Below are 26,209 nucleotides of genomic sequence, written 5' to 3' on the forward strand. Positions count from 1 at the left end.
ATGCTGAACTCGCGATCGATCAGCGGCGGGACCGCGATATCTCTCTGAGCATCGCGTTGTACGCGTCGAGGTCGTCATCGCCGTAGGCGGCATCCGTGTGGCGATCGCTGCGAGTCGCGGCGCGGCGATCTTGCCGAGCCCACTGCGCCACCAACGCGACGACAACAACGATGATGGGCAATTCGCTTGACCCCCAGGCGATTGCACCACCCAAGTGTTGGTCATCGGTGAGGGTAGAGACCCATGGCAGGTCGACATTATGGTAGAAGGTGCCGCCGATGGCTGTGTCCATCGTCATCGTCGCGATGCCGAAGAAGGCGTGGAACGGCATCACTGCAAAAAGTAGGCCCAGACGACCCACGAAGGGCAACCGGCGCGGGCCGGGGTCGACGCCGATGATGCCCCAATAGAACAGGTATCCAGTGATCAGGAAGTGGATACTCATGAGCTCGTGGCCCCAGTGATACCGCACCAGAGTGTCGAACAGCGGGGTGAAATAGACGGCATACAAAGAGCCGACGAACAGCACGAAGGCGGTCATCGGATTCGCGATGAAGCTCGTCACAGGCGAATGCACTAGCTGCAGCAGCCATTCCCGCGGCCCGGGGGGCTGATCGGCGCCCGCCGCCGGTAGCGCGCGCAGTGCGAGCGTCAGCGGTGCGCCGAGGACGAGGAACACCGGGATGAACATGTTCAGCGCCATGTGTTCGGCCATGTGCACACTGAACATCGCTGAACCGTAGGCTCTGACACCCGAACCGGTGACGAACAACAGCGTCAGACAGCCGGCCAGCCAGGCGCAGGTACGGCCCGGCGGCCAGCGGTCGCCGCGGCGTCGCATCCGCATGACGCCGGCAACATAAAGTGCGGTCAGCACCAATGCTCCCGCGCCGATAAACGTATCGAACCGCCAGAAGGTCAATAACCGCAACACAGTTGGCGGACCGGGAAGCTCATAGCCCAGGAAGACATCCCAGGCGGTGAACTGATGTGCCAGAAGCCCGGGTGCGGTCTGGATCGCCATCGCGGAGATCGCTGCGACTGCGGCGATCATCGCCACCGCGCCTGCCATCGCGATTCTTTTGCCCCGCTGAATAGCGCGGTTTCGTGATCGGAGGAGGGTCGTCAAATCGACCAGCCAAACCGATATCAGCGCAGCCGAGGCGACAATGCCGAGCCGCCCGTAGTCGGAGGCGGTGAGCGCAGTCGGCGACAGCATCAGCCACAGGAGAAGAGCGCCGTACAGCAGCGACACGGAACCGCTCGTCACCTCGATCACAACGATTCGCCGCAGCAGTTGCGCGTTTGGGGGCGCGAGCACCGCGCACACCTTCGCTCCCGTGAGAACGGTGAGGGCGAGCATAAAGACGATCATGGAACTGGTGGCGAAGTCGTGATGTGGACCCTGCCCGGCGTTGCCGGTGACGGGCACGGCGACCACAGCGATGAGCGATGGAATCAGCAGTACAACGTGCCATATCCAGCGCACGGTGAGCCGAAGCGCTACCGCGACGACAGCGGAAAAGATGGTTGTGGCAATCCATCCCCGGGACATTTCGGAGGCGCCGATGGCGTCGCCGATCGCCCCGGAGGCGACCAGCCTCGCGACAGCCAAGCCCGAGTCGTCTGCCGCCTGGACTAACACCATCGCTGCGGCCGAGGCCAACCAGACCTGTGACACGCGCTCTGCCAGGAGATGCAGCCGGAACGAGCGGGCGTCGAGGACACCGAGTTCATCAGGGCACGCCATCGCCACGATGTAGACCAGCACGCCGAGAACTACCGCACCGGACAACGTGGCAGTGAAATAGCCGACCCCCTCTGCGATGCTGGTCAGCAGTCCCGGGAACGCGTCGCCGGTCGCGCGGAAACGCCGGTCGCCTGAGATCATCGCGTAGCCTGCGATCGCGGCCGCCATGGCCAGGTAGCCGGTGAGAAGCACCCATCGTCTCGCCAACCGCGCGCCTTGGCGCGATCGCATTTTCGTCGTCGTCTTCCGCACTCCAGCGAATGCCCAGCCGGGCCAGTCTACGACCGTTGGTCGTAACGAAGTCGCGCCAGCGGCAAGCTTCGCTATCTCGATTGGCTCGTGTAGAGCATCCGAAATCCGGGCGGATGCCCTCGGTGCTCAGGCCGCGGAGCCGTCGGTCGGATAGAGATGCCCGCGGCGGCGTCCTCGGGTTGCGTTATCAGGCAGCGTGACGTTTGCGGTCGCTGCCGCGTCATCCGACCGTGGATCGGGTTCGGTGGGCCGCGTACCGCGCCAGACCAGGAACGCCAATGTGGTGCCGATCAACACCGGCAAATGGCTCAGGACGCGTGTCAGTGTTACCGCACCCGCCGTGGCGTCATGAATGACGTAGGCGGTGAGGATGACGGTGAATACTGCCAACACCCCAGACAGGCCCACTGCGGCGGCCGGCCGCAGCGCGGCGATGACCATCACCACACCCAGCGCGGTCGACCACGCCGTCGACTCGTTCAACAGATGCCCGCTCATCATCGCGCCATGGCCAGCTGGCATACCTACGTCAGCAGCGAGCCCTTGGGCGGCGGCCAAGGCAAGTTGCAGCCCGCCGACGAACGCTAGCGTGCAGCGTGCCCACGCCGCAGGTGCCCAATGCCGATGTCGCGTCGTCGCGAGCAATCGGTCCGATGCCGTTGGCACTGAGGACACCTGTGATCGGCGGGCGAGCAGGCGCAATTGCCGCCTCTCCTCGACTACTCGCGAATACCAACCGCTACAGCCAGCGCAGAACTCGAGGTGTTCGTCCACGCGGCGGGTTGGAATGGGCTCACGCTCTCCGTCGATCCGAGCCGACAGCGCCTCGCGGGCGACGTCACAGTCCAAGTGCACGCTTCAATAGTCGCGCATTCGGGCCATGTTGTTCCAACGTGCCACGTGGGGCGATGTCGGCCTTTGGGAATCTCGAACGCGCACGACTGAGCGGTCTGCCTTCAGTCGAAAGCACGAAAAGTGAACGGGTCTGTTGCACGATCAGGCGAGCAGCCCAGTGATGGAGGCATCGTCGACTATGCCCGCGATCGCCATCTCGTGATGGCCTGTGCCCGATCCATGACGGTGGTCCGTGTGCGCATTCCATTGTGCGAGAAGCTCATTGAGCGTCTCAATCCACGGCCTCACCGTCGGCGGGCTATCACGACATCGTCGTGTGTGTGCTGACCTTCCGGGCCGGCCGGTATCGCGCGGGGGAGTCGCCGCTGCATGCGTACCTCCCAGCTATCGTCGAGTAGTTCGACGACGTCATCATGGCTGAGATAGTCGGCTGGGTCGAAACCGTACGATTTCGCTTTCTCGGCACCGACGTCGGCATGGTGCACGGCCAGAAGGGTCCCCGACCCGCCGACCGCGGTGAGCAGCGCTCGTTGTGCGGTTTGGGTGTCCGAGTGACGTAGTGCGGGGTAGAAGGTCGTGACCAAATCGAACCCGCCGACGGGGATCGCGAAGTGTTCAAGCGATGCCGGCACCCACTGCACCTCGACGCCGGCGTGCCTGCCGCGCTGGGCCGCGTGCTCGAGTGCCACTGCCGAGACGTCCAGTGCAATCACTGTCCATCCTCGGGAGGCAAGCCAGATGGCTTCGGCACCGACTCGGCATCCGATGTCGAGCGCCCGTCCTGGCTGCATGGCGCCGACCTCGTCGATCAGTACTTTGTTGGGGGCGAGATCGGGAATGCTGTCGGCGAAACTGGCGTAACGCGTATCCCATTCAGTAGCGAGGGCGGCGGCGTCAGATGGTTGGCTCATGAATCAACAATCACTGCAGCGTCGTGTGATGAGCAAGCATGTTTGCCGATCGGGCAAACCGGCGTGACCAGCCTCGGGTCTTCCCGCTTCACCCGTTAGTACAGCTTGGTATGCACTACGCATAATGTGTTGGTCCGAGGTGATGCCGTACCGTTGGGCATTCTGTGTGCGGTCGCATTGGAGGTTCGAATGCCCAGTAGGCAGTCGAGCGTGCCCGGGGTACGCGCGACCCGTCAGCGTGCGGCGATCGCTGCGCTGCTGGACGATTCTCCAGAGTTTCGCTCGGCGCAGGCGCTTCATGTGGAACTGCATCAGCGCGGCGACGAGATCGGTCTGGCGACGGTGTATCGCGCATTGCAATCGATGGTCGTCGCCGGACTAGTGGATAGCGTCCGTACCGATACCGGCGAATCACTGTATCGGCGCTGCTCTCCGCGCCATCACCACCATCTTGTCTGCCGGTCATGCGGTGCGACGGTGGAAGTGGAAGCTCGAGGAGTCGAGGCGTGGGCGGCGAATGTTGCCAGAACACACGGGTTTTCCGACACTACCCACACCGTCGAAATCTTCGGCGTGTGCGCTGAATGCTCGGTTCAGTGATCACTGTCGATCCCCGAAATTGGAGCGGCAACCAGGGCAGATGCCGTAGATATCCACATAGTGCGTGACGTCTGTGTAGTGGTGCTGCTTGGCCAACTGGTGGGCGTTTTCTTCCAGAGCGGGCACAGTGAATGCGACCGCTCGACCGCAGTGCCGGCACAACAGGTAGTGCCGGTGGTCTGACCCGTTACGGATGCGATACAGATGTTCGCCAGTCTCCGCGCGCTGAGTCTCGGCCACTCCATCTTCGGCGAGTGTGTGCAGGATCCGGTAGACGCTCGTCAGCCCCACAGGTAGTGAATACTGTTGGTGTAGAAGAACATACAGTTGCTGGGCGCTACGGAATCGGTCGGTTTCGCCGAGAACGTGCAGTACGGCTCGCTGGTTCTCGGTGGCCCGCCGCCGCGGATGCGAATGTGATTCCACTGCCAGGCTTTCCATACTCACGGTGTTGCCGTCGAGGTGCTCACCTTCGCGGGATCTGACAACGCTGGGCCCCTCATGGCTGGTGCACCGTCGTCGAGTACGCGTGCGATCGTGCGCTGGCGGCGATCACCCAGCCACACGACCAGCCAGACCGCGCAGGCGATCGTCACGATGACGAAACTGGGCGGTACGTCGAACATCGCCGATACGACCAAGCCCGCCCAGACCGATACAACGCTGATGACTCCCGAGATCGACATCGCGCGCCCAGGGCGCGGAGAGAGCATGATCGCGCTCGCCGCCGGGGTGACGACAAGAGCGAACAACAGCAGTGTGCCGACGGCCTGTACCGCCATCATCACCGTTACCCCTAGAAGCGCCATGAAGATGATCGATAAGGGGCGCAGCGGCACACCCTTTGCCTCCGCGAGGGCTGGGTTCACCGAGCTGAAAAGTAGCGGCCGAAAAACGAATCCGATGCACAGTGCCAACACGACCAGTAGGGCCCCGAAAGTGAGCAGCTGGTCGTAGGAGATGGCTAGGAGGTTGCCGAATAACACGTTGGTCATCGTCGACGAGCTTTTGGTGGCCAGCGAATTGAAGAACAGGCCCAACCCCATCGCGAATGACAACACGGTTCCGGTGATGACTTCTCGTTCGGCGGCCCGTTTCCCAAGGTAGCCAATCACGAGTGCGCCGCCGATGCAGAACACCCCGAGGCCAAAGGTCACCGGTAGCCCGATCAACACAGCGCCTGTCGCGCCGGGCAACCCGATGTGTGCCAACGCATGTGCGGCGAACGCCGTGCGGCGTACCACGATGAAGTACCCGATCAGTCCGGCGGCCAAGGCAACGATCGTCCCGCCGAGCACGGCGTTGCGCATGAACGGTGCTGTGAGAATCGACCACCAATTCTCTTGGTAGCCAAGGGCTACGAAGTGCTGAGCCATCGGTCAGACGCTCCTGGCGAAGAGATCGCCCTGTGGGGTGCGGACGACTTGGATCGGTGTGCCGTACAGATGAGTGAGCAACTCGTCTTCGATCACGTCGTTCACCCCGGCGTAGTGTGGGTGCCCGTCGAGGAGATAGATCGCGCCGTCGAGGATCGGAAGGAACGGGTTGAGGTCGTGGGCAACCACCACGACCGTGACCGACAGCTCGCGGTGCAGGTCCTTGAGTAACGTGACGATCTCGTGCTGACTGCGTAGATCCAACGATGCCAACGGCTCGTCGAGGATGATCATATCAGGCTGGGACACAAGAGCTTCGGCGATCGCCACCCGCTGCCGCTGACCCCCCGACAGCGTCGCGAGTCGGTCATCGGCGAAGGAGCCGGCGTCCACCGCCGCCAGCGCTCCGTCGACGCGGCGACGGTCAGCCTCCGAGGTCCGGCTGAACGCCCAGCGGCCCCCGTTGAGTCCGAGTAGAACCGCATCGCGGGCGCGGATCGCTTCGCCAGCGCTTTCCGCGTAATTCTGTGGGACGTAGCCGATCCGGTCGCGGTCGGTGCCGGGACGGCGACCGAAGACCCGAAGTTCGCCGTGCCCGACCGGGATCAGTCCGAGGATCATCTGGAGCATCGTGGTCTTACCTGCGCCGTTGGCGCCGATCACCGCGACGATGTCACCGGCGGGAACCTCGAAGGTGCCCTGTGACCAGATCACCCGGCCACCGCGCACGGCGCTGACGTCGTGAAACGTCAGCGCCGCGACGGCGACAGAATCAGACCGCGACACCGAGCGCCTTGGCCAGGGCGGTCAGCTGGCCGTCCTGCCATCCCTCGAATGATGTCTTGCCGGGCGGAACGGTCTCGGTGACGTCGACGACCGGCACCCCGGCCTTCGTGGCCGCGTCGCGGAGCTGCTGCGGGATCGATCCCTCGGTCTGGGTGTTGTAGATCAACACGTCGATCTGGCGATTGGACAGCGCTTGGGTGAACGCCGCGATGTCGGCAGGCGAGGGGTCGGTCTCGTTGGCCGAGGCGGTCATGTAGCCGGCGGGGGTCTTGTTGACCAATCCCAGCGCTTGAGCCTGGTAGTCGAACACGGTTTCGGTTGCCGCATAGGACTTTCCGGACGCGCCTGCCTTGATCTTGGCGATCAGGTCGTCGTACGGCTTCATCGCGGTGGTGAAGCTAGCCCGCTGGGTGGTGAAGTAATCGCTGGCCTTGGGCTCGAGTTTGGTGAGCGCGGCGGTGACCGCGTCGGCGACCGCGGTGACCGCCGACGGGTTGTACCACAGATGCGGGTTGCCGCCCTCGGCGGTGTTGGTGACCTTACCGGCGTCGACCACCGGTGCGTTCGGGGCTGATGTCGCGGCCAGCTTGGAGGCCCAGGGGTCGTAATCGGCACCGTTGACGACCACCAGTTGCGCGCCGGTGAACGCTGCGCCGTCCGAGGGGGAGGGCTCGTAGTCGTGCGGGTCGACCGAGGAGCTGGCCAGGATGGTCTTGACGTTGCCGCATTTGCCGGCGAGCTCTGAGGCGATGTCGCCCCACTGATCGACACTGACGACGACGTTGACCGGAGTGGTCGGGCACGCCGCTGGCGCCGCGGTGCCGCCGGTGGCTGGTGCCGCTGTTGCGGAGCTCGACGCGGACGTCGCCGAACTGGTTGCCGACGGAGCGCTCGCGGGATGAGAACTGCAGGCCGCGAGACCGAGCGGGACGATGAAGAGGGCCGCGGCTGCGCCGCGAAAGCGGTAAGAAGTGGGCGTCATAAGGCAAACGATAATCGTTATCGTTTAACGCCGCGACACCGGGTTCGGAAATTGGGATCCACCAACGTTGCGGGATCCTTTGCCGCCACAATGTCGGCGGCGCTGCTGATCGCGGTGATCGCTGTGGGCGAGGGCGTCAACGCGTGGAAGGGGCAAGGGTGCTGCGCGCCCAACATCGCCGAGGACGCGGGTGGCTGTGCCCATGAATGTGGTTGCTGTAGATGATCTTTCACGTCCTGATGCGAATACGCAATGGCACATGACATATATGGGGAACCCCGCAGGCGTGCCGACGAATATTGCTCGCGACTCGAGATCGGATGGCCATCGGCCGCCGCCAATTCCGACACCATCGCCTATTGGCAGCGCACCGTTGACCGCCCCGCCTGAGCGACGATGCCAGTCAGCGGGCCAGCCACCGTCGCCACACCGAGAACAGCTGTCCTTCTTCGACGCCGAGCACATCGCGTAGAGCCGCGGCGCTGTTCAGGTGGGCAGCGCCTCCGGCACGGATGTACAGCTGTTTGAGCGTAGCGGTGCCGTATCGGTCTGCGATGAACCGTGCGAACCACCAGGCTCGGTCGTAGGCGAGCGACTGGGCCGATCCGACGCCGTTGAAGTCCGCCTCAGCGGGTAGCTGGGCCAGCGTGTCCGCCGCGGCCGGCCCGGGCTTAGGTGCCGCGGGACGTCCCACGAAGTCGGCGACGCCTTCGGCAAGCCAGCGCGGTGCGTCCAGTGCGGTGTCTGCCCGGGTGGCGTAGTGGAGTAGCTCGTGGCGCAAGACAATTCGTAGCGCGGCATCGCTCATGCGGGCCGCCCCGGGGGCGAAGACCATCCGTTGCCCGGTGGCGATCCGACGGGCCGGGTCCACCGTGTCGGCGACGGCGGCCGCGGCGACATCGACCCATTGCGGTCCGCTGGGCCAACGCGTCCAGGCGGTGAACTGTGCGGCCGAATCCGCACCGGCAATCACGACCTCGCGTGACCAGTCGTCTCCCCAAAACGACACCACGGCCGCGACGGCGCTGTCGATCTCGGCGGCGACCCGGGTGAGCAGTCCAGTCGTTGGTGCACTGTCGAATCCCAGGAAGTGCAGGGTGCGTCCATCGGCCAGCGGCATCGGTGTCGGGGTCGACGAGTGGGTTTCGTGCAAATTTTTCACTGCTCGCACAGCTGCGGGTACGGGGATCTGCGAGCCGATCATTGTCGTCACCAAGGCCAGGTCGAACAGGGCCCGCCGGCGACTGCGAGGCGCAGCACTACCAGCGGGCTCCTCGGATAGCATCCCGTCACGATGCCATAGCGCGGGGAGCACGTCCGAGCAGGCGGGGACCGACACAGCGAACACACAGTTGCGCGACGGCAACACCTTTGCGTCGATCTGGTCACTTGTCGAGTCTGTGAGCCTGCTCCCAGTTTCATTCGTTACGGTCGCGCCGTGCAAGACAAACCGTGCGCGCCGCGCAGCACCACTCGGCGTGAGGTGCTGCGCTACGCGGTCGGCACCCCCGTCATGCTCGGCCTGCTCTCGGTGCCCCTGGTGAATCCGCCACGGGCACACAGCGTCTCGAATATCGCGGGCAAGATCGTGTTCCTCGACCCAGGGCACAACGGCGCCAACGACGCGTCGATCAGCCGCCAGGTGCCGACCGGTCGAGGGGGTACCAAGGACTGCCAGACCACCGGAACCGCCACCGACAGTGGCTATCCCGAACACACCTTCAACTGGAACACCGTGCTGCTCATTCGCGAGCAGCTCACGCAACTCGGAGTGCGCACCGCGTTGTCACGCGGTGACGACAACGCCCTGGGGCCATGTGTCGATCAGCGTGCCGCCATGGCCAACGCGCTTCACCCCGACGCGGTCGTCAGCATCCACGCCGACGGCGGTCCGGCCAGTGGTCACGGTTTTCACGTCAATTACTCTGCCCCAGCGTTGAATTCCGCCCAGGCCGGCCCGGCGGTGGTCTTTGCTCACACTATGCGCGATCAACTCGTCGCATCGGGCATGCAACCGTCCACCTACATGGGCAGTGACGGGCTCTATGGACGTGCCGATCTGACCGGGCTCAACATGGCGGACTACCCGTCGATCCTGATCGAAATGGGCAACATGAAGCATGCCGGCGATGCCGAGGTCTTGGCCAGCCAGCAGGGGCAGGCCGCGTACGCCACCGCCGTCGTCCGCGGCATCGCCGCCTACCTGTCGAGCACCTGAGCACTGCCGGGGTCAGGCCGACGACCTCCCGCCGCGGTTCATGTGCATCAGGGCAGCCCGCTCCCGGGGTGCCATTCCACCCCAGATTCCACATGGCTCTTGCGCATCGAGCGCATACTCGCGACACCGGGAGAGCACGGGGCAGCTGGAACAGATGCGTTTAGCGTTGTTCTCGTGATCAAGCCGTCGGCGGCCCCGGTGATGGTCGTCGGTGAAGAAGACCGCCGAAGGCAGCCCACGGCAGCGCGCCTGCAAGTGCCATTCCCGATCGTGACCAACGGGCGCCCTCATGACGGCTGGACATCGCCGCCGGATGATCCCGGTGCATCCCGAGTGCGTCGTCCATATCGACGGTTGAACTTTTCCACCTGTCCAGCACTGTCGACGATGCGGCGCTGGCCGGTCCACATGGGGTGGGACGCCGAACTGACTTCGACGACGATCAGTGGATACGTGCGTGGTCCGCTGGGGGTGTCCCATTCGATGGTCCGGTTGCTGGTGGCAGTCGAGCGGGTGAGAAACATAGTACCGGTGTTCGCGTCCTGGAAGACGACGGGGTGGTAGTCGGGGTGGATGCCAGGTTTCATCGGAGTTCTCCTTAGTTCTCGTTCGACTCGCCGCTGAGGATCTGCGCGGAAACCGGTTCGGTGCAGGGATCGTGGTGCCAATCACCGAACGGATCGTGCAGCGCCGACCACCTACTCGGATCGGACATCTCGTCCTCGGTGAGGACGGCACCCCGCAGCGCCTGGCGAATCGCGTCCGGGTCGGCACCACATACCAGCACCACTAGTGCGGTATGCCGATCGCCGTGGCGGTCATCCCAGAACGCACCGGACATTGCGCGTCGCTCGGCGTCGGCGTAGGCCAGTTCCGAGGTGCTCATCGCGGCCAGCCATGGGCCCGCTGAGCTGACCCTCAAACCCCCACCGGCCGACTCCAGCCACATGACGTCGCGGCTGTTGCTGGCCAGCCACAGCCGCCCGCGAGAGCGAATCACACCGTCCAACAACGTATCCAGTACGTCGTGGAGCCGCTCGGGATGAAATGGGCGCTGGGCGTGAAACTCGAACAACTGCACTGCCTCAGCTGCATGCAGGGGTGGCAGTCCCGTCAACAGCGAATCATGCGGGTCGTCGCTGCGCCCGCGTCGGGAGCCTGCGGGCAGTCTTCGTAATGCGTCCTCGACGGCGTCGGCGTTCGCGATGACGCGCGCCCGCGGATTCAGCCGGGCGATCACCTCGGTCAGCTGCGCTGGCGGCTGCCCACAGACGAGCACGTCTGCGAATTCCGCTTGGGCGACCACCGCCTGAGCCACGGTCCGCCCGTCGGGCAGTTCCTCGTCGCCGAGCGCCTCGGCCAGCCACACCATCTCGTCGACGGTGGTGATCACTGCCGTGATCTCCACATCCCGTGCTGCAGGGCCCGGCTCGAAGCCCGCCGCTGCCACGCGCACGTGGTGGATCGCCCAGCAGATGGGTTCGGGCTCCAACCACGGCGCCAGGCGGACCACGACACGCTCGACGTCGCGGCGGCGACTCATCCGGCGCAGTAGCACCAGTAGGTCGTTGCGAACGGTGCATGACAGGCAGCCATGCTGCAGTTCGAGCGCGTCCTGTGCTGTTGTCACAACACCGTGCTGCACCGTCACCACCCGACGGAGCACCACGTTGCCATCGACATGGTGCTCGATCACCACCGTTCCAGGGCGCTGGAGCAGTTCGTGTGAGACCGCGGCTGTGCCCTCCTGTCCCGTCACCAGGATCACCGCAGTGCGCATCGCTCTCCTTATCGATAACAATTTTCATTAGTGCGGTCTTGACGGTACAGTGCCAAGCGGGACTTGTCGAAAACGATTATCAATAAGCTTGCTACGGTTCAAGGAGAGGTTTCCATGTCTGCTCACTGCCAAATCACCGGCCGTGCACCAGGATTCGGTAACTCTGTGTCGCACTCGCACCGGCGCACCCGCCGCAGGTGGACGCCCAACATCCAGCGCAGGACCTATTACCTGGCTTCGGAGGGGCGACGCATCCGGTTGCGAGTGTCCACCAAGGGCATGAAGGTCATCGACCGCGACGGCATCGAGGCGGTCGTGACCCGGCTGCGCCGTGAAGGACAGAAGATCTGATGGCACGCGCTACCGACGTCCGGCCGATTGTGAAACTGCGCTCGACCGCAGGTACCGGCTACACCTACACCACCCGTAAGAACCGCCGCAACGACCCGGACCGTCTGGTCTTGCGCAAGTACGACCCAATCGTGCGGCGGCACGTCGAATTCCGTGAGGAACGCTAACTGTGGCAAAGAAATCCAAGATCGTGAAGAACCAACAGCGTGCGGCAACCGTGGCCCGCTTCGCGCAGCGTCGCGCGGAACTCAAGGAGATCATCAGATCGCCCGCGAGTACCGCTGAAAAGCGCATCGCCGCCCAGCAGGCCCTCGCGAGACAGCCGCGGGATGCCAGCCCGGTGCGGCTGCGGAATCGCGACGTGGTTGACGGGCGTCCACGGGGCCACTTACGCAAGTTCGGGCTTTCGCGTGTGCGCGTGCGCCAGATGGCTCACGACGGCCATCTGCCCGGGATTCGGAAGGCGAGCTGGTGACTATGCCGAGCAAGACCAACCGGCGCCGCCAAGGCAGTGCGCCCGATAAGCCGGCATCGGCCAAGAAGAATCTGCTGAAGTCACTCGGATTGCAGGCCGTGGACTACAAGGACACCTCGACGCTGCGACTGTTCATCTCCGAGCGCGGCAAGATTCGTTCCCGTCGGGTGACCGGTCTGTCGGTTCAGCGGCAACGCAACGTCACGCAGGCGATCAAGAACTCCCGCGAAATGGCGCTGCTGCCGTACCCGGGTCAGGAGCGTCGATGACGGGCTCGCCCCGGCTCACCACCCGCCCCTTCACGTTGGTGCTCTGTGCCGCGTGCGACTCATCGTTGGGTCCGGTACTGCTTGACCAGTTACGGGCCACGGTTCGGCGAGCGCGACACGGGATGCTGGTCACGGCGGGCTGCCCGCTTGGCGAGTACACCTGCCTGGCCCGCGATGACGGCGGTGGTGCGATCCTGATGTTTCAGCCCTGCTCGACCAGCCGTGTTGCCCTCGGCCCGGCCCGATGGATCGGGCCGATCGACAACCTCGACGATCTTCACGCCGCCTGTTCATGGGTGGCGCGAGGCCGCTGGGAAAGCGACCGCTTACCCGAGCGGCTGTGCTTTGCTCTGCCGGCGAGCAGGCGCGCCGTCACAACAAATTGAGCCATGGCCGTGTCGGCGTCGTGGGGTGATCCGACCATCCCGATATTATCGGAGTCATTCGATCAAATATGTTGTGGCACTGTCACTCTGAGTGTTCCAATGTGTGACGACATCATCCAGATCGGGGCCCGCGATACACCGCAGCGGGGTACATTGCTCGTCTTGAAGCGACGGGGAGCGGCCACCGTGGAGAGGACTGACGGCAGGTCTCTGCAAGTCGCGATCCTCGGTCAACGTGATATGCCCGCCGCGTCGGCGGTGTCGCTCGTTTTTCGTCAACCCATTCCGGAGCTGCTGCTGAGACGACGGCACGGTGGCTGGTATGCCGCGGTCAACTGTCCACGGTCACGTATTTCCCCAGGGGTTGCCGTCACGTAATTCCCCAGGTTCAGGTGCTGCTGCGGTGAGCGTAGCGAACCGCTAAGTGGGTGTCAGGTGGTCTTGGTGCCGGGTCGTTTCCGGGGTCGGTAGGACGGGCCGTCCATGAGGACTTGGTGGCTGGTGTTGATGAGTCGGTCGAGCAGCGATTCGGCCACGACCGGGTTCGGAAACAGCGGGTACCAGTCCTTCGGGGCCCGGTTGCTGGTCAGGATCAGGGGCTTGGCGGCGATGGCGCGGTCGGAGACAAGGTCGTAGAGGTCGTCGCTTTGGGTGGGGGTGTGCTCACGCATCGCGAAGTCATCGACGATCAGGACCAGGGGGCGGGTGTATTCGAGCATGCGTTGTCCGATGGTGCGGTCGGCGTGGCCGCCGGCGAGGTCGGCGAGCATGCGGGAGCATTTGACGAAGCGGATGTCGCCGCCGCGGAGTGCGACTTGATGCCCGAGTGCCTGTGCCACATGGGTTTTCCCGACTCCGACGGGTCCGTAGAGAATCACTGATTCACCGGCCTCGAGCCAGCGCAACGCGGCCAGGTCGCGCAGCATCGCAGCGGGCAGTTTCGGGCTGACGGTGAAGTCGAAGTCCTCGAAGGTGTTGGGCTGTTCGAAGCGGGCGCGGCGGACCCGTCGGGCCAGGGCGGCGGTCTCCCGGCGGGCGATTTCGTCTTCGCAGAGTACTTGGAGGAATTCCAGGTGTCCGAGTTTCCCGTCGCGGGTTTGAGCCAGGCGGGCATCGAGGGTGTCGAGCATGCCGGTCAGTTTGAGGGTCTTCAGTGCGGCCCGCAGGCTGGGATCGTGAATGGTCATGACTATGTCCTTGGAGTTGAAGTGGTTGCAGTGGAGGTGTTTTCGTGCGCTCAGGCAGTGAGGTCGGTGTCGAACGCGTCAGGTCCTCGCAGCATCGCCGGTGGTGGCGGGACGACGGCGGGCGAGGCATGGTCTGCTTCGGTGCCGGCGACCAGGATGCCTTTGACGGTGCGATAGCCGGGGTCCCCGACCTGCAGTGCTCGAGTGCAGGCCGCGTCCAGTCGGCGATCGCCGTACTTCTCGCGCAGGCGGATGATCCCCTGGATGGCGCGGAGCCGGTGGATGGCGTTGACCGTGGACAATTCGGCGACGACCGCGACGGCGCCGGGCCCGATCTGCTCGGCCTGGGTGCGGCACCACGTCACGGTGCGCAGGGTGTGGGCGATCTTGTGGGGCGGGTAGTGCTCGACATTGGTCGAGCGGCCCGCCAGATGCAGCACGTGAGTCGCGACCACGGTCCCGCTGTGGAAGATCTGCACGACGTCACCGGCGGTGCGGGCGGTGACCTGCTGGCCGATCAGCCGCCACGGCACCGAGTACAGCGCCTTGCCGGACTTGACGTGGCAATCCGCGGCGACCCGCCCGATCGAGTAGATAACCGACTCAAACACTCTGGGCGGCAACGCCATCAGCGCATCGCGTTCGATCGCTGCGAACACCGACGCCGGGGTCTGCCCATCCAGACCGCGGTGCTTGTGGACCCGTATACCTGCGTGGACCACCTGATCGCCTCGGCCTGCATCTGGGCCAGCGAGGTGAACTCGCGGCGGCGAAGAACGAGTCCCGAATGTAGGGCATCGGCCGCTCGATGCGAGGTTTGTCCTTCGGCTTGCGGGCTCGCGCCGGATCGATCAGGGTGCCGTAGTGCGCGGCGAGCTCGCCGTAGGCCGGATTGATCAGCGGATCGTAGAGGTCGGGTCGCTCGACTCCGGTCTTGAGGTTGTCGCACACCAGCCGCGCCGGCACGCCGCCGAAGAACTCGAACGCCGCGACATGCGAGGCATTCCAGGATGTTTGATCCATCCGCAACACCGGTTGGACGAACAACGCCCGTGAACACGACAGGATCATCGCGAATACCCACACCGCGACGCGGCGCCCCGATTGCGGGTCCCACCACATCCCGAGCTTGCCGTAGTCGATCTGCGCTTCACTGCCGGGTTCGACCGCACCGCGGGGTACCGTGACTTTGCCTTCGAGTCGCTCCTCGGCGAAAGCGGTTGCCACGTAACGACGTACCGTCGATTCGGACACATCCACATGATGGTCGTCGCGGAGGCGCTGCGCGATGGTCGCCACTGTCACCGGAACCTTCAGCTGCTCGGCGATCCACTGGTGATGCACGGCGATCTGGGGCCATGTCAGTGCCCGCGCCACCGGATCGATGAGCTCGGGAAACCAACGCCCGATGCGTGCCCGCCATAGCTGCTCGTCAAACTCCTCCGGGCACGGTGCCAGACCCTCGGCCAGCGCCGGGGCCAGATACTTGCGGATGGTCTTGCGGTCGATGCCCAGCGCCTCATTGATCTGCACCTGGGATCGGCCGGCATTCCAGTGCCGGAACATCTCCACGAAATCAGTCACGTCCCACGATCTCCTCGCCACTCAAGGCCCCTTCCAGGACCCCTGGCGGGGCACCTGAACGGAGCGAACCTGAACAGCGCCCCAACCCCCACCGGACACGCCCCACGGGGTGGGGAATTACGTGACCGAGGGTGAGGAATTACGTGACGGACAACCCCTCAGACCTGGGGAATTACGTGACCGCTGACAGTCAACCAGCGCGATCTGACCGATCTCGGACATCTCAAGCAATTCCTCGACACGATAGGTGCTTTCGGCTCCGCCAAACAGCGCAGATCCCCGGTGATCCCGATTCGGCCGGCACAATTCAGCCGCTGAGAACGCGAACGTAGGTGGTCTCGCCCAAAGGACCGCCTGCACGTCTTTGCCGCTGCCGCTCGGAGTAGCCAGCCATGAGGGCTCCACCATAATCGTCGGCATCGATGGACTACGACTACCGCGCGATGCTGCCCGGCCCGTGCGCCCGAACCACCGTACGGAATGAGCGAAGGGCCAATTGCCTTGATTAGCAGGGGTTCATGGCCGAGACGCTGATCCAGTCCGGGGTGGATTGACGCTCCGCTTCTGGCTCATCGGTAGTCGAAGATCGTCGTGCCGACCGCGGTGGGACTGTAGCTGATGTAGACCGGTTGTTGCACAAAGGCCTCGTATCCGGTGTTCAACAGATCGTCGGACGTGACCGTTGGAGTGTTGGTCGCGTCGGTTGTGTAGGTGTATAGCAGTGTCTGGCCATCGGCGCTATACACCCAAATGACCGTTCCAACAGGGACATTGGGTGCTATCGACGACGGCACGGTGCCGTAGACACCACCGGAATCGATGATCGCGGAAACTGGTTGAAGCGATCCACTGCCGACCTTTACCTGAAGCTGCGTGTTCGGTGCCCCGCTGACTGACACGCGAGCGGTCTTGGGGTTGGGGCCGAACACCAACACGCCGTCCGGTTCGTCGATGAGCACGCCATCGCTGAGATCGCCTGGTAACGCTGAGATGACACTGCTAGGCCCAGGCCCAGTCGCGTTCGGTCCGATTCCCAAGATGCCGGTGGCACCGTTGCCGGCGGCGAAGCTCTCGAACGATCCTGGGTAGGACAGAAGGGCGACATCGACGCTCGTCGGCTTGGTCACGATGCCGTTTCCGAAATTCACCGTCGTTTTGAAGGTCGCGTAGAGATAGGTCAACCCACCGCTGTAGGCGCTGACACCGAGCCCAGTGGGCAAGCCCATGCTGAACAGGTGGAGTAGGCCTATATTCCCGAGCCCGACCACGAGTCCCTCCGAGCCGGTGTCGACCAATACCGGCTTGGCCGGTCCACCACCGACGGAGACGTCGACCAGCGGCTCGGTATCGCCGTAGATGTGCAGAGGGACCGACGCCGAACTGGTTGCCGACTCCTGGGCGGCCGGCACCACGGTGGCCGGGGCTGCGTGCTGGCTGGCGCTGACGGCGGCGGGCTTCATGCCTGCTGCCGGACGCTTGACCGGGTTGATCTGCCCGCGCACGGCCGTCGCCGCCGCCGCGCTGGCAGGTCGTGCCCCTAGGGGGCCGTTGGCCGTCGTCCTGCGATCAGAGCCAAGGCCGCTGTGGCTCTGGTGGACTCCCGCGGACCCGGTGTTCCCACTGGTCGCTGTATCGGCCTGGGCTGTCCCGCAACCAGTGGACAGCGCCGCACCGAGGCCGAGCGCAATAGCACCGGCGGCCAGCCATCCGCCGAACACGACGGGGCGGCGCGTGCAAAGATCCTGCTCGCCCGGCATGTTTGCGGGCCGCCTGCCCATGCGGAGGTTCACGGTTTGCTGTTGTTCCATAGTTCCGGGCCTCCTACGATGTCAGCGCTGGTGATCAGGTATATCACGGGTTGCTAGCGTGTGCTCGCACTTTGATTTCGCCCACAGGCGCCTGCACCACGAGTGAGGCGGATTTCCCCGACCCCGCATACTTCGCAAATGTGCCGCCACTGCGGCTCGGTGTCACTCACATGCGTCAGTCTCACCCGCGGGGGTGACAGGTGAAAGACAGCGGCGGCGGCTCACCCACAGTTCATCATCTGGGCTCGCGGCACGATCTGAAGCTTCGCCGCGTATCTCCCACTCTCGCAGCGGGGTACTCAGAATCCGCGTGCTGAATCGAGATGATCGATCCCCGTCCGGTTACCAATGACCAGTAGTCACATAGCAGCGACCGCATCGCGTTAGGGCCTGTCACGCGTTACCCGGTCGACTGGTTTCGTCAAGTGGATCGGCCCCGGCGATTGGGGCTGATTGTGGCCCCAACCGATGGAAACTTCTGTCGAAGGCACCCTCAGCGGCTCGCGCGCGGATGGGGCTGGCACGCGATGCGGGGGGCGGACCCTGTTGTCGAAAGTCAGCGGGCCCACCTAGGTGGGTTGGGTCTGCGTCTTGAGTATGACCCGCACTTGCGTCAGGTGACCGCGACGGCCGACCTACCTCGTGTCGCTGGATGTGTCCGAGGGGGGACTTGAACCCCCACGCCCGTTAATAGGGCACTAGCACCTCAAGCTAGCGCGTCTGCCATTCCGCCACTCGGACCTTCCCCTGAAGACCAGCCCAGGGGCGACTAAGGCTAACGGATCAGTGACCCGAGTCCCAAATGAGCCCGAACCCGTCGCCGAACGTAACGCCAGGGTGACGCTCGCCGCCGAATCGCGCCCTGGCGTTACATTCGGCGAGGGGGCGCTCCGAACTAGGCGCTGGGCAGCCGTCCGGCGATCTGTCCGGCGATCGCACTGGCCGCCGCCGTCGGGCCGTGCAAGCTGCACGCCTCGACGTCCACCGCGACATTGCTGTGCACGGTCAACGCCCGCTGGCACGCCCAGCGCTGCGGGCTTTGCTGCACCCGCGAGACCGCCAGCACGTCGTTATTGGTGCTGGTCTGGCCCACCGACCACACCTGGGGCGGCCCGATCGGCTGCGCGTAGTTCAGTTGCCGGTCGGAGCAGGCCGCCCAGCCCCGCTGCGATGCGGCGAAGAAGTCCGCCGCGGCCTGCGCGGTCGGGAACGCCACGACCGCCTGCACGGCATAGTGCGACCACTGTGGGGCGGTCGGCGGATCCCGCAGCACCTGGCCGTGTACGGCCGTCGATCCGCTGCTCGCGTACACGCCTTGCTGCGCCGCACCGGCGATGGCCAGGCAATTCACGTCGGCGAAGTGGGCGCTGTCATTCCAGGCCTTGCTGACATCGGTGGTGACCACGACATCGTCGCTGGACAGTGCCGCACCGACATCGGGTGCCGACAACAGCAGCGTCGGCAAGGAATCCGGGCTGGTCAGCGGCGCTTTTCCGGCGGGCATCGCGGTCCCCGTCGTGATGGCCGAGCATCCGCTCACCACAAGGCACAGCGCCGCGGCGAGCACGGGGAGGCGGGGGGTCACCCGGTAAATCAAACCCTATATCGGCGTGTTGCGCGAGGGGTTGGAGGGAAACTTGTGATAAGGCCCGACCTCCGCACCCACGGGGTCGCCGCGCCAGTGGTAGGAAAGGTGACTGTGACTCAACCCGTCGATGAGGTCGTCGATCTCGTCAGCGCCCTGATCCGGTTCGACACCTCCAACACCGGCGAGCTGGCGACCACAAAGGGCGAAGCGGAATCTGCCCTCTGGGTTGCCGAGCAGCTGTCCGCGGTCGGGTACACATGCGAGTACGTCGAGTCCGGGGCGCCGGGCCGGGGCAATGTCTTCGCCTGCCTTCCCGGATCCAATCCCAGTCGCGGTGCGCTGCTGATCCACGGCCACCTCGATGTCGTCCCCGCCGAACCGGCGGACTGGAGCGTGCACCCCTTCTCCGGCGCGGTCGCCGACGGCTATGTCTGGGGCCGCGGCGCGGTCGACATGAAAGACATGTGCGGCATGATGATCGCCGTCGCCAGACACTTCAAGCGGGCCGGCATCGTCCCCCCGCGGGATCTGGTCTTCGCTTTCGTTGCCGACGAAGAGCACGGCGGCACCTACGGCGCGCAGTGGTTGGTGGACAACCGGCCCGACCTGTTCGAGGGCATTACCGAAGCTATCGGCGAGGTGGGCGGTTTCTCGCTGACGGTGCCGCACAAGGACGGCGGCGAACGCCGCCTCTACCTGATCGAGACCGCCGAAAAGGGCTTGTCCTGGATGCGGCTGACCGCCCGCGGCCGGGCCGGGCACGGCTCGATGGTGCACGACGACAACGCCGTCACCGCCGTCGCCGAGGCCGTCGCCCGGCTGGGCCGGCACCAATTCCCGCTGGTATTAAGCGAATCCGTGGAACAGTTCCTCACCGCGATCGCCGAGGAGACCGGCTACAGCTTCGATCTGGCCTCGCCGGATCTTGAAGGCACAATCGCCAAACTCGGCGGCATCTCCCGCATCGTCAGCGCGACCCTGCGCGACACCGCCAACCCCACCATGCTCAAGGCCGGCTACAAGGCCAATGTCATCCCGCAGACCGCCGAGGCCGTCATCGACTGCCGGGTATTGCCCGGGCGCAGGGAAGCCTTCGAGCGCGAGATCGACGAACTCATCGGTCCCGACGTCACCCGCTCCTGGGAGCGTGACCTGCCGTCGTACGAGACGACGTTCGACGGCGACCTGGTCGACGCGATGAACGACGCACTGCTCGCCGTCGATCCGGAAGCCCGGACCGTGCCCTACATGCTCTCCGGTGGAACCGATGCGAAAGCCTTTACCCGCCTTGGCATTCGCTGCTTCGGATTCATCCCGCTGCGGCTGCCGCCGGAGCTGGACTTCGCGGCGCTGTTCCATGGCGTCGATGAGCGGGTACCCGTGGACGCACTCGAGTTCGGCGTCCAAGTGCTCGAGCACTTCTTGAAGAATTGCTGACATAACCGAAAGGAATTCCGTCACATGGCTTTTCCCTACAATCCGTACGAGTTCCTGCCCGAGCTGCCAAGTTTCACGCTGACCAGCACTGACTTCGCCGACGGTCAGCCGCTAAAGAGCTCTCAGGTCAGCGGCATCATGGGTGCCGGCGGGCAAGACGTTTCCCCGCAGCTGAGCTGGTCGGGCTTCCCGGAGGAGACTCAGAGCTTCGCGGTCACCGTCTACGACCCCGACGCCCCCACCGCGTCCGGTTTCTGGCACTGGGCGGTGGCCAACCTGCCGGCCACCGTCACCGAGCTGCCGTCCGGTATCGGCGACGGCTCTCTGCTGCCCGGTGATGCCGTGACGCTCGTCAACGACGCCGGCATCCGCCGCTTCCTGGGCGCCGCTCCGCCGCAAGGACATGGCTTCCACCGCTATTACGTCGCCGTGCACGCGGTGAAGGTGCCGAAGCTGGAGCTCACCGAAGATGCCAGCCCGGCCTACCTCGGGTTCAACCTCTTCATGAATTCCATTGCCCGCGCGGTCATTCACGGTACCTACGAGCAGAACTGACAACCGTGGCGCGTATCGGCCTTCGCCGTGTCGCACGGGTAGGGGCGGTCGTTGCGACCGCGCTGATATCCGGCTGCAGCACACCGGTTGTGGGAATCCCGACGCCGGCGGCACCGCCGATGGCTCCGCCGGCGCCGGTGCAGTGGTCACCGTGCCACGTCGTCGGTGGTACCGACGGCCCAGTGATACCAGCCGGTGCGCAATGTGGCGAGATCGCCGTCCCCGTCGACTATTCCAAGGCCGACGGGGCCGTCGCCCACCTAGCGCTCGTCCGTTTCCCGGCGACCGGTCAGAAGATCGGCTCACTGGTCGTCAACCCTGGCGGGCCCGGTGAGTCGGGCGTCGACGCGGCGATCAATGTGGTGGCATCACTGCCACCGGAGATCCGCCAGCGGTTCGACTTCGTCGGTTTCGACCCACGTGGCGTCGGCTCCTCGGTTCCGGCGCTGTCGTGTAACTCCGACGCGGACAACGACGCATTCCGCGCCGACCCCCAGGTCGATTACAGCCCGGCCGGCGTTGCGCACATCGAGAACATCGAGAAACAGTCCGCGCAACGATGCCTCGACAAGATGGGCAAGGACTTCCTGGCCAACATCGGGACCGTCAACGTGGCCCGAGACCTCGACCGGTTGCGTGCGGCGCTCGGCGACGACAAACTCACGTACCTCGGATACTCCTACGGCACCGAGATCGGCGCGGCCTACGCCGAGGCCTACCCGGACAAGGTCCGGGCGATGATCCTCGACGGTGCTGTCGACCCCAACGCCGATCCAATCCAATCCAATCTCGACCAGGACGCCGCCTTCCAAAAAGCCTTCAACGATTACGCCGCCGACTGCGCCAAGGCTCCCGGATGTCCGCTGGGTGCCGATCCCGCCAAGGCGGTCGATGTTTACCGTCACCTGGTGGATCCGTTGGTGGCCAAGCCCGTTCCGACCGATGACCCTCGGGGACTGAGCTACGCCGACGCGGTGACCGGCACGATCATGGCGATGTACTCGCCCAGCCTCTGGAAGGATCTCAGCGACGGGCTGACCGAGCTGTCCAACGGGACCGGCGACACCCTCTTGGAGTTGGCCGACCAATACTGGAACCGCGACAGCGATGGCCACTACTCCAACGCCCAAGATGTTCTGACCGCCGTCACGTGTGTCGACGATCCGCCCAACACCGACCGAGCGAAGGCAATCGACGAGGATCGACGGGCGCGGCAGCTGGTGCCGTTTGACAGCTACGGCCAATTCACCGGCAACGCGCCGCTGGACTCCTGCGCGTTCTGGCCGGTTCCGCCGACCAGCGGCCCGCACACCGTGAGCGCGCCCGGTGTGCCTCCGGTGTTGGTGGTGTCAACGACTCACGACCCGGCGACGCCGTATCAGGCGGGTGTCGAGCTGGCCAAGGAGCTCGGCGGCGATGTGCTGACGTTCAACGGCACCCAGCACACCGTGGTCTTTCAGGGCCAGACCTGTGTCGACAAGTACGCGGCGGCGTATCTGATCGACCTCGCGCTGCCGCCGAAAGGCACCACGTGCTGACGAGACTATCGCTTACGGCGGCGGTTGCGGCAGTGTTGGTGGTGGCCGGATGTGGTTCGGCCCAAAGTGCTCCGCCACCGGCCCAAAGTGCTCCGCCACCGGCCCCAAGCGCTCCGCCACCGGCCGCCGGCGCGTATGGCGCGTTCACCCAGAGCTACACCGTGCCGTGGGCGGGGTCACCGGACTTCGCGAACCTGATGCAGACGCTCAAAGTCGACGTGTCGGTCAACGGCGGAACGGTGTCGCCGTTCACCGTGGACACCGGCTCGGTGGGCGTCGTTGTGCCGGCCTCGGAAGTGCCGAACGTCCCGCCCGGCGCACCCGCCGGCGAACTGACCTACAGCTCCAGCGGACTGCAGCTGACCGGCGTGTGGGTGACGCTGTCGGTGCGGTTCCCCAGGGCCGTCAACGCCTCCGGCACCAGAGCGTCCGCCCAAGCGACCGTCCCGGTGCTGGCCGTGACCAGCTCGAAATGCCTTGGTGGCGGAGTCAACTCACGTCGCTGCACCGGCGGGATCCCGCACATGCTCGGTGTCGGGTTCGGCCGCGAACCGAACCGGCCCCCGACCTACAATCCCTTGCTCAATCTGACGGAGATGGCGGCGGGCACGATGCGGCGCGGGTACGTCGTCGGTCGCGGTGGCCTGACGCTGGGGCTGACCGAGGCCAACGCGTCGGGTGCGTGGACCATGCAGCAGCTCGCGACGGCCGGCGCCCCAGCCGAAGGCGCGCACAACGATTGGCTCACCCCGCCGGGCGGCTTCCAATTAGGTTCCAGCCCAGTCTTTTCCGGCAAAATTCTGATCGACACCGGGCTGCTGGACATGATCGTCGAAGCCGACGGGCTGCCGGCCAGCGGGATGGTGCCCGAGGGCACGCCGATGACGATCAACATCGGCGATCTGCACTACACCTTCGCGGTGGGGGATGGCGGTGCGCAGACACCGATCGGCGGCGTGCACCACGCGAGGGCGGCGAACGGCACATTCGTGAACACCGGCCTACGCGCGCTCGGCCGCTACGACCTGCTCTATGACGCCGACGGCGGATTCTTGGGGCTGCGTGCCGAGTGAGCCGAACCCACCGCATCGCTCAGTGACGCGAAGCCGCCTGCTCGCAGCCGCTCGGCAATACCGTCGTGAATCTGCTTGGCCCACAAGCCGCCGCCGTAGATGAATCCGGTGTAGGTCTGTAGCAGTGCCGCCCCGGCGGTGATGCGCTCCCAGGCATCGTCGGGGGTTTCGATTCCGCCCACGCTGATCAAAACCAGGTCATTGCCGACCCTGCGGTACAGCCGGTTCAGGATCTCCAGTGCTCGGCGCGCCACCGGCGCGCCGGAGATCCCGCCCGGCCCCAGGTCATCGACACCGGGTGTGCGCAGGCCGGCCCGCGAGATCGTGGTGTTGGTGGCCACGATCCCGGCCAGCCCCAGTTCCACGGCCAGGTCCGCCACGGCATCGACGTCCTCGTCGGACAGGTCGGGGGCGATCTTCACCAGCACCGGGGATGAGGTCTCCTCCAGTACCGCCGACAGAATCGGCCGCAGCGATTCGACTGCCTGCAGATCACGCAGCCCGGGCGTGTTAGGGGAACTGACGTTGACCACCACGTAGTCGGCCAGCGGGCCGAGAAGCCTTGCGCTGGTGCGGTAATCGTCGGCGGCCAGCTCCGGCGGGGTGACCTTGGACTTGCCGATATTCACCCCGATGGGTATCTCGGGGTGATGGCCGGCCAGCTGCAGCGCCAGCGCTCCGGCACCGTGGTTGTTGAAGCCCATCCGATTGAGCAGCGCACGGTCGTCGGGCAGGCGAAACAGCCGCGGCAACGGGTTGCCCGGCTGCGGCTGGGCCGTCACGGTTCCCACCTCGGCGTAGCCGAAACCCAGCGCGCCCCAGGTGTTCAGCCCAAGGCCGTCCTTGTCGAAACCGGCAGCCAGCCCGAGTGGGCCGGGGAATCGCACCCCGAACACCGTGCTGGCCAGCACCGGATCCTGCGGGGCGAGCCGGCGGCGCAGTGGCCTGCGGGTCAGCTCGGTGGCGGTGGCGGCGCGCAATGAGCCGAACACCAGCGTGTGGATACGTTCGGCGGGCACCAGGAAGAAGGCCCGCCGCAGCGCTGCGTAGATCACAGCGCGGGCTGGTCTACGGTCTGGTCGTTGACGCGAGACTTTCTGCGCCGCAGAAGAACTCGGCGGCTTCCGTCGGTATACAGACGCACTCTGGTCAGCTCCCAGCCACGGTATTCGGCCTCGATGGACAGTCGCGTCGAGGCACTGACACGAGTCACGTCCGGCGGCAGCCGCAGCGGGATCCACTCGTAATCGTCGGACAGCTCGACTTCCCAGCTTGCCGGCATCCGGCTCCGGTGCGCGGCGCTCATCGAGCACCGGCCGCGTTGCGGATCACCTGCACCCCGGCACCCGTCGCCGACACGACATACAACGTGTCCGATGTATCGTCGAAGGCCAGTGAGTTCGGTTGCTGCACGGTCGGGTAACGCACCTTTTCCACAGGGATACCAGTGGTTAAATCGTAACCAACAACCACATTCGCCGCGGTCTGAGACACCCAGGCCAAATTGCGGGATCCGGCCAGTCCGTACGGCGCCAGCGGAACCGGATACGCCTGCCGCTCGATCAGCGGGTCGACACCGAACACCAATAACTGGCCGCCGCGGGTGTCGGTCACCAGCACTCGGCCCATCGGGTCGGCCGCCAGACTTGTCGCTCCTTGGCCCGCACGCAGCGCCTGTCGGCTGCGACCTTCGCTGTTCAGCGATGTCACCGACGTCTGCCCCCGGTCGAGGACGACAGCGTTGTTTCCTTCGGTGACTATCGCGTCCACCCGGGCGAAGATCTTCACCTTCTCCGACACCGCGGACTCTGACCCCAGGGTGTAGGCGGTCCCGTCGGCGCTCCCGAGGACCAGTCGGCCGTCGGCCCGGCGGGCGATCGCGGTGAAGTCGGTGTCGGTTTCGTCATTAATCGACACCGGTCGCGCGGTGCCGGCCGCCAAATCGACGGTGACGTATCCACCCCGCGTCGACAGATACGCCGACCCCTGACCGTCCCCGGCCAGCGCGGTGGCCGGGCCGGGCAGGGTGAGCTCCCGGGTGCCACCCGAGACGGCGAACACGGTCAACGTCGACGGCGATTGTGGATCAGAACCGGGGGCCAGCACGGCCAGCGCGCCGGTGCGTTCATCGAAGATCGCCGCCTGGGGGCGGCCGGCCAGTGGCAATAATTCGCCAGCCGGGTGGGTCGCCGGCGGCGGGGAGATCGCGGGCACCGCCGGCTCAATGGTCGGCGGCGGCACCGTCAGCGGATTCGACGAACATCCCGTGAGGACGGCCAAGGCTAGGAACACCACGGCTGACCTGCGCAAACCGGCTCTGTTTACGACCATTGTCAACGGGTAGCCCTCGGGGGTGTGCACGGTCGAGCGATCATGTCGCCCATTGTCGAAAAGAGAGTCTAGGCGCGCTGGGCGGAGGCAAATTGATGTCTTTGTCTTTTCTCGCGC

General features: G+C 65.2%; 28 protein-coding genes, 1 tRNA gene and 3 pseudogenes. 12 read left to right on the forward strand and 20 right to left on the reverse strand.

The annotated features are described in order from the left end of the window. Positions 1-19: 19 nt before the first annotated feature. From G6N13_RS18090 to G6N13_RS18100, 4 genes and pseudogenes are all read right to left on the reverse strand, one after another. Positions 20-1,981: a cytochrome c oxidase assembly protein gene (locus G6N13_RS18090; protein WP_163699192.1), complete on the reverse strand. Its 1,962-nt coding sequence runs from the start codon at positions 1,979-1,981 to the stop codon at positions 20-22. 147 nt (positions 1,982-2,128) lie between these two features. After that, positions 2,129-2,524, reverse strand: a complete 396-nt coding sequence (locus G6N13_RS25940) for a hypothetical protein (protein WP_322789338.1) — start codon at positions 2,522-2,524, stop codon at positions 2,129-2,131. Positions 2,525-2,791: 267 nt separating this feature from the next. Further along, a pseudogene (locus tag G6N13_RS25945) lies at positions 2,792-2,857 on the reverse strand (zf-HC2 domain-containing protein); the annotation flags it as partial. 284 nt (positions 2,858-3,141) lie between these two features. Next, positions 3,142-3,768 carry a class I SAM-dependent methyltransferase gene (locus G6N13_RS18100; protein WP_163699194.1) on the reverse strand — a complete coding sequence of 209 codons (627 nt, stop codon included), beginning with the start codon at positions 3,766-3,768 and terminating at the stop codon, positions 3,142-3,144. Between the two features lie 189 nt (positions 3,769-3,957). Between G6N13_RS18100 and G6N13_RS18105 the strand changes: the two genes are divergently transcribed. Beyond that, positions 3,958-4,368 (forward strand): Fur family transcriptional regulator, encoded by a 411-nt coding sequence (locus G6N13_RS18105; protein ID WP_163699196.1) that lies wholly within the window; start codon positions 3,958-3,960, stop codon positions 4,366-4,368. Here the strand turns inward: G6N13_RS18105 and G6N13_RS18110 are convergent, their stop codons facing one another. The 5 genes from G6N13_RS18110 to G6N13_RS18130 all read right to left on the reverse strand — a co-directional run bounded on the left by G6N13_RS18110 (position 4,369) and on the right by G6N13_RS18130 (position 8,674). Further along, positions 4,369-4,740 (reverse strand): Fur family transcriptional regulator, encoded by a 372-nt coding sequence (locus tag G6N13_RS18110; protein WP_235678102.1) that lies wholly within the window; start codon positions 4,738-4,740, stop codon positions 4,369-4,371. 71 nt (positions 4,741-4,811) lie between these two features. Further along, entirely contained in the window at positions 4,812-5,678 is an 867-nt protein-coding gene (locus tag G6N13_RS18115) for a metal ABC transporter permease (RefSeq protein ID WP_179965164.1), read from the reverse strand. A 69-nt stretch (positions 5,679-5,747) separates the two neighbouring features. Beyond that, positions 5,748-6,530, reverse strand: coding sequence for a metal ABC transporter ATP-binding protein (locus tag G6N13_RS18120; RefSeq protein WP_163699202.1), 783 nt, complete (start codon positions 6,528-6,530; stop codon positions 5,748-5,750). Further along, positions 6,517-7,512, reverse strand: coding sequence for a metal ABC transporter solute-binding protein, Zn/Mn family (locus G6N13_RS18125; RefSeq protein ID WP_163699204.1), 996 nt, complete (start codon positions 7,510-7,512; stop codon positions 6,517-6,519). The genes G6N13_RS18120 and G6N13_RS18125 overlap by 14 nt, the downstream gene beginning before the upstream one ends. A gap of 403 nt (positions 7,513-7,915) precedes the next feature. Further along, complete coding sequence (locus G6N13_RS18130) at positions 7,916-8,674, reverse strand: hypothetical protein (RefSeq protein WP_163699206.1); 759 nt, start codon at positions 8,672-8,674, stop codon at positions 7,916-7,918. 351 nt (positions 8,675-9,025) lie between these two features. On the opposite strand from G6N13_RS18130, the gene G6N13_RS18135 reads away from it, so the two are divergent. Further along, positions 9,026-9,730, forward strand: a complete 705-nt coding sequence (locus G6N13_RS18135) for an Rv3717 family N-acetylmuramoyl-L-alanine amidase (RefSeq protein WP_163702280.1) — start codon at positions 9,026-9,028, stop codon at positions 9,728-9,730. A gap of 12 nt (positions 9,731-9,742) precedes the next feature. Here the strand turns inward: G6N13_RS18135 and G6N13_RS18140 are convergent, their stop codons facing one another. The 3 genes from G6N13_RS18140 to mrf are packed head-to-tail and all read right to left on the reverse strand — an operon-like array spanning position 9,743 to position 11,510. After that, positions 9,743-10,021 (reverse strand): WhiB family transcriptional regulator, encoded by a 279-nt coding sequence (locus G6N13_RS18140; protein WP_163699208.1) that lies wholly within the window; start codon positions 10,019-10,021, stop codon positions 9,743-9,745. Beyond that, positions 10,018-10,317 (reverse strand): type B 50S ribosomal protein L31, encoded by a 300-nt coding sequence (locus G6N13_RS18145; RefSeq protein ID WP_163699210.1) that lies wholly within the window; start codon positions 10,315-10,317, stop codon positions 10,018-10,020. The genes G6N13_RS18140 and G6N13_RS18145 overlap by 4 nt, the downstream gene beginning before the upstream one ends. Before the next feature lie 11 nt (positions 10,318-10,328). Next, positions 10,329-11,510 (reverse strand): ribosome hibernation factor-recruiting GTPase MRF, encoded by a 1,182-nt coding sequence (gene mrf / locus G6N13_RS18150; protein WP_163699211.1) that lies wholly within the window; start codon positions 11,508-11,510, stop codon positions 10,329-10,331. Between the two features lie 114 nt (positions 11,511-11,624). Here mrf and rpmB point away from each other — a divergent pair, with 114 nt between their 5' ends. Genes rpmB through G6N13_RS18175 form a run of 5 tightly spaced genes read left to right on the forward strand, consistent with a single transcriptional unit; the run spans position 11,625 to position 12,991 of the window. Further along, positions 11,625-11,861, forward strand: a complete 237-nt coding sequence (rpmB, locus tag G6N13_RS18155) for a 50S ribosomal protein L28 (protein ID WP_094483524.1) — start codon at positions 11,625-11,627, stop codon at positions 11,859-11,861. After that, the gene (rpmG, locus tag G6N13_RS18160) at positions 11,861-12,028 is read left to right on the forward strand and encodes a 50S ribosomal protein L33 (protein ID WP_094483525.1); all 168 of its coding nucleotides are present in this window, start codon (positions 11,861-11,863) and stop codon (positions 12,026-12,028) included. Before rpmB ends, rpmG begins: the two co-directional genes overlap by 1 nt. Positions 12,029-12,030: 2 nt before the next feature. Further along, entirely contained in the window at positions 12,031-12,336 is a 306-nt protein-coding gene (rpsN, locus tag G6N13_RS18165; RefSeq protein ID WP_094483526.1) for a 30S ribosomal protein S14, read from the forward strand. Positions 12,337-12,338: 2 nt separating this feature from the next. After that, positions 12,339-12,605 carry a 30S ribosomal protein S18 gene (gene rpsR, locus G6N13_RS18170; RefSeq protein WP_163699213.1) on the forward strand — a complete coding sequence of 89 codons (267 nt, stop codon included), beginning with the start codon at positions 12,339-12,341 and terminating at the stop codon, positions 12,603-12,605. Next, positions 12,602-12,991, forward strand: coding sequence for a hypothetical protein (locus tag G6N13_RS18175; RefSeq protein WP_163699215.1), 390 nt, complete (start codon positions 12,602-12,604; stop codon positions 12,989-12,991). The genes rpsR and G6N13_RS18175 overlap by 4 nt, the downstream gene beginning before the upstream one ends. 431 nt (positions 12,992-13,422) lie before the next feature. Here the strand turns inward: G6N13_RS18175 and istB are convergent, their stop codons facing one another. Then, complete coding sequence (istB, locus tag G6N13_RS18180) at positions 13,423-14,178, reverse strand: IS21-like element helper ATPase IstB (RefSeq protein ID WP_163699217.1); 756 nt, start codon at positions 14,176-14,178, stop codon at positions 13,423-13,425. 50 nt (positions 14,179-14,228) lie between these two features. Then, a pseudogene (gene istA, locus G6N13_RS18185) lies at positions 14,229-15,762 on the reverse strand (IS21 family transposase). Positions 15,763-16,123: 361 nt separating this feature from the next. On the opposite strand from istA, the pseudogene G6N13_RS25340 reads away from it, so the two are divergent. Further along, a pseudogene (locus tag G6N13_RS25340) lies at positions 16,124-16,246 on the forward strand (hypothetical protein); the annotation flags it as partial. 85 nt (positions 16,247-16,331) lie between these two features. Here the strand turns inward: G6N13_RS25340 and G6N13_RS18190 are convergent. The 3 genes from G6N13_RS18190 to G6N13_RS18200 all read right to left on the reverse strand — a co-directional run bounded on the left by G6N13_RS18190 (position 16,332) and on the right by G6N13_RS18200 (position 19,155). After that, positions 16,332-17,570, reverse strand: a complete 1,239-nt coding sequence (locus G6N13_RS18190) for a PecA family PE domain-processing aspartic protease (RefSeq protein ID WP_163699121.1) — start codon at positions 17,568-17,570, stop codon at positions 16,332-16,334. A 655-nt stretch (positions 17,571-18,225) separates the two neighbouring features. Next, positions 18,226-18,311: transfer RNA gene (locus tag G6N13_RS18195), tRNA-Leu, on the reverse strand. Positions 18,312-18,465: 154 nt separating this feature from the next. Then, positions 18,466-19,155 (reverse strand): sensor domain-containing protein, encoded by a 690-nt coding sequence (locus G6N13_RS18200; RefSeq protein WP_163699219.1) that lies wholly within the window; start codon positions 19,153-19,155, stop codon positions 18,466-18,468. Positions 19,156-19,263: 108 nt separating this feature from the next. Here G6N13_RS18200 and G6N13_RS18205 point away from each other — a divergent pair, with 108 nt between their 5' ends. From G6N13_RS18205 to G6N13_RS18220, 4 genes are read left to right on the forward strand one after another with little or no spacing between them, the layout of a single operon-like run. Further along, positions 19,264-20,595 (forward strand): M20/M25/M40 family metallo-hydrolase, encoded by a 1,332-nt coding sequence (locus tag G6N13_RS18205; protein WP_163699221.1) that lies wholly within the window; start codon positions 19,264-19,266, stop codon positions 20,593-20,595. Positions 20,596-20,619: 24 nt separating this feature from the next. After that, positions 20,620-21,150 carry a YbhB/YbcL family Raf kinase inhibitor-like protein gene (locus G6N13_RS18210; RefSeq protein ID WP_163699223.1) on the forward strand — a complete coding sequence of 177 codons (531 nt, stop codon included), beginning with the start codon at positions 20,620-20,622 and terminating at the stop codon, positions 21,148-21,150. 14 nt (positions 21,151-21,164) lie between these two features. Then, complete coding sequence (locus G6N13_RS18215; RefSeq protein ID WP_407663937.1) at positions 21,165-22,688, forward strand: alpha/beta hydrolase; 1,524 nt, start codon at positions 21,165-21,167, stop codon at positions 22,686-22,688. Further along, entirely contained in the window at positions 22,682-23,761 is a 1,080-nt protein-coding gene (locus G6N13_RS18220) for a hypothetical protein (protein ID WP_163699225.1), read from the forward strand. Before G6N13_RS18215 ends, G6N13_RS18220 begins: the two co-directional genes overlap by 7 nt. Here G6N13_RS18220 and G6N13_RS18225 read toward each other — a convergent pair. From G6N13_RS18225 to G6N13_RS18235, 3 genes are read right to left on the reverse strand one after another with little or no spacing between them, the layout of a single operon-like run. Next, positions 23,719-24,813, reverse strand: a complete 1,095-nt coding sequence (locus G6N13_RS18225) for a quinone-dependent dihydroorotate dehydrogenase (protein WP_179965165.1) — start codon at positions 24,811-24,813, stop codon at positions 23,719-23,721. The two genes, G6N13_RS18220 and G6N13_RS18225, sit on opposite strands and share 43 nt — an antisense overlap. Then, positions 24,813-25,067, reverse strand: a complete 255-nt coding sequence (locus G6N13_RS18230; protein ID WP_163699229.1) for a DUF5703 family protein — start codon at positions 25,065-25,067, stop codon at positions 24,813-24,815. Before G6N13_RS18230 ends, G6N13_RS18225 begins: the two co-directional genes overlap by 1 nt. After that, on the reverse strand, positions 25,064-26,092 hold the full coding sequence (locus G6N13_RS18235; protein ID WP_163699231.1) for an NHL repeat-containing protein: 1,029 nt from the start codon (positions 26,090-26,092) through the stop codon (positions 25,064-25,066). Before G6N13_RS18235 ends, G6N13_RS18230 begins: the two co-directional genes overlap by 4 nt. Between the last annotated feature and the right edge of the window lie 117 nt (positions 26,093-26,209).

Origin of the sequence: Mycolicibacterium sarraceniae, from assembly GCF_010731875.1 — a bacterium.
Lineage (GTDB): Bacteria > Actinomycetota > Actinomycetes > Mycobacteriales > Mycobacteriaceae > Mycobacterium > Mycobacterium sarraceniae.

Bases quoted from the DNA above. Each gene is read 5' to 3' on its own strand.
- G6N13_RS18090 (WP_163699192.1), bottom strand. From the start codon at position 1,981: ATGCGATCGCGCCAAGGCGCGCGGTTGGCGAGACGATGGGTGCTTCTC.
- G6N13_RS25940 (WP_322789338.1), bottom strand. From the start codon at position 2,524: ATGCCAGCTGGCCATGGCGCGATGATGAGCGGGCATCTGTTGAACGAG.
- G6N13_RS18100 (WP_163699194.1), bottom strand. From the start codon at position 3,768: ATGAGCCAACCATCTGACGCCGCCGCCCTCGCTACTGAATGGGATACG.
- G6N13_RS18105 (WP_163699196.1), top strand. From the start codon at position 3,958: ATGCCCAGTAGGCAGTCGAGCGTGCCCGGGGTACGCGCGACCCGTCAG.
- G6N13_RS18115 (WP_179965164.1), bottom strand. From the start codon at position 5,678: ATGCGCAACGCCGTGCTCGGCGGGACGATCGTTGCCTTGGCCGCCGGA.
- G6N13_RS18125 (WP_163699204.1), bottom strand. From the start codon at position 7,512: ATGACGCCCACTTCTTACCGCTTTCGCGGCGCAGCCGCGGCCCTCTTC.
- G6N13_RS18135 (WP_163702280.1), top strand. From the start codon at position 9,026: ATGCTCGGCCTGCTCTCGGTGCCCCTGGTGAATCCGCCACGGGCACAC.
- G6N13_RS18140 (WP_163699208.1), bottom strand. From the start codon at position 10,021: ATGAGGGCGCCCGTTGGTCACGATCGGGAATGGCACTTGCAGGCGCGC.
- G6N13_RS18145 (WP_163699210.1), bottom strand. From the start codon at position 10,317: ATGAAACCTGGCATCCACCCCGACTACCACCCCGTCGTCTTCCAGGAC.
- mrf (WP_163699211.1), bottom strand. From the start codon at position 11,510: ATGCGCACTGCGGTGATCCTGGTGACGGGACAGGAGGGCACAGCCGCG.
- rpmB (WP_094483524.1), top strand. From the start codon at position 11,625: ATGTCTGCTCACTGCCAAATCACCGGCCGTGCACCAGGATTCGGTAAC.
- rpmG (WP_094483525.1), top strand. From the start codon at position 11,861: ATGGCACGCGCTACCGACGTCCGGCCGATTGTGAAACTGCGCTCGACC.
- rpsR (WP_163699213.1), top strand. From the start codon at position 12,339: ATGCCGAGCAAGACCAACCGGCGCCGCCAAGGCAGTGCGCCCGATAAG.
- G6N13_RS18175 (WP_163699215.1), top strand. From the start codon at position 12,602: ATGACGGGCTCGCCCCGGCTCACCACCCGCCCCTTCACGTTGGTGCTC.
- istB (WP_163699217.1), bottom strand. From the start codon at position 14,178: ATGACCATTCACGATCCCAGCCTGCGGGCCGCACTGAAGACCCTCAAA.
- G6N13_RS18190 (WP_163699121.1), bottom strand. From the start codon at position 17,570: ATGGAACAACAGCAAACCGTGAACCTCCGCATGGGCAGGCGGCCCGCA.
- G6N13_RS18210 (WP_163699223.1), top strand. From the start codon at position 20,620: ATGGCTTTTCCCTACAATCCGTACGAGTTCCTGCCCGAGCTGCCAAGT.
- G6N13_RS18230 (WP_163699229.1), bottom strand. From the start codon at position 25,067: ATGAGCGCCGCGCACCGGAGCCGGATGCCGGCAAGCTGGGAAGTCGAG.
- G6N13_RS18235 (WP_163699231.1), bottom strand. From the start codon at position 26,092: ATGGTCGTAAACAGAGCCGGTTTGCGCAGGTCAGCCGTGGTGTTCCTA.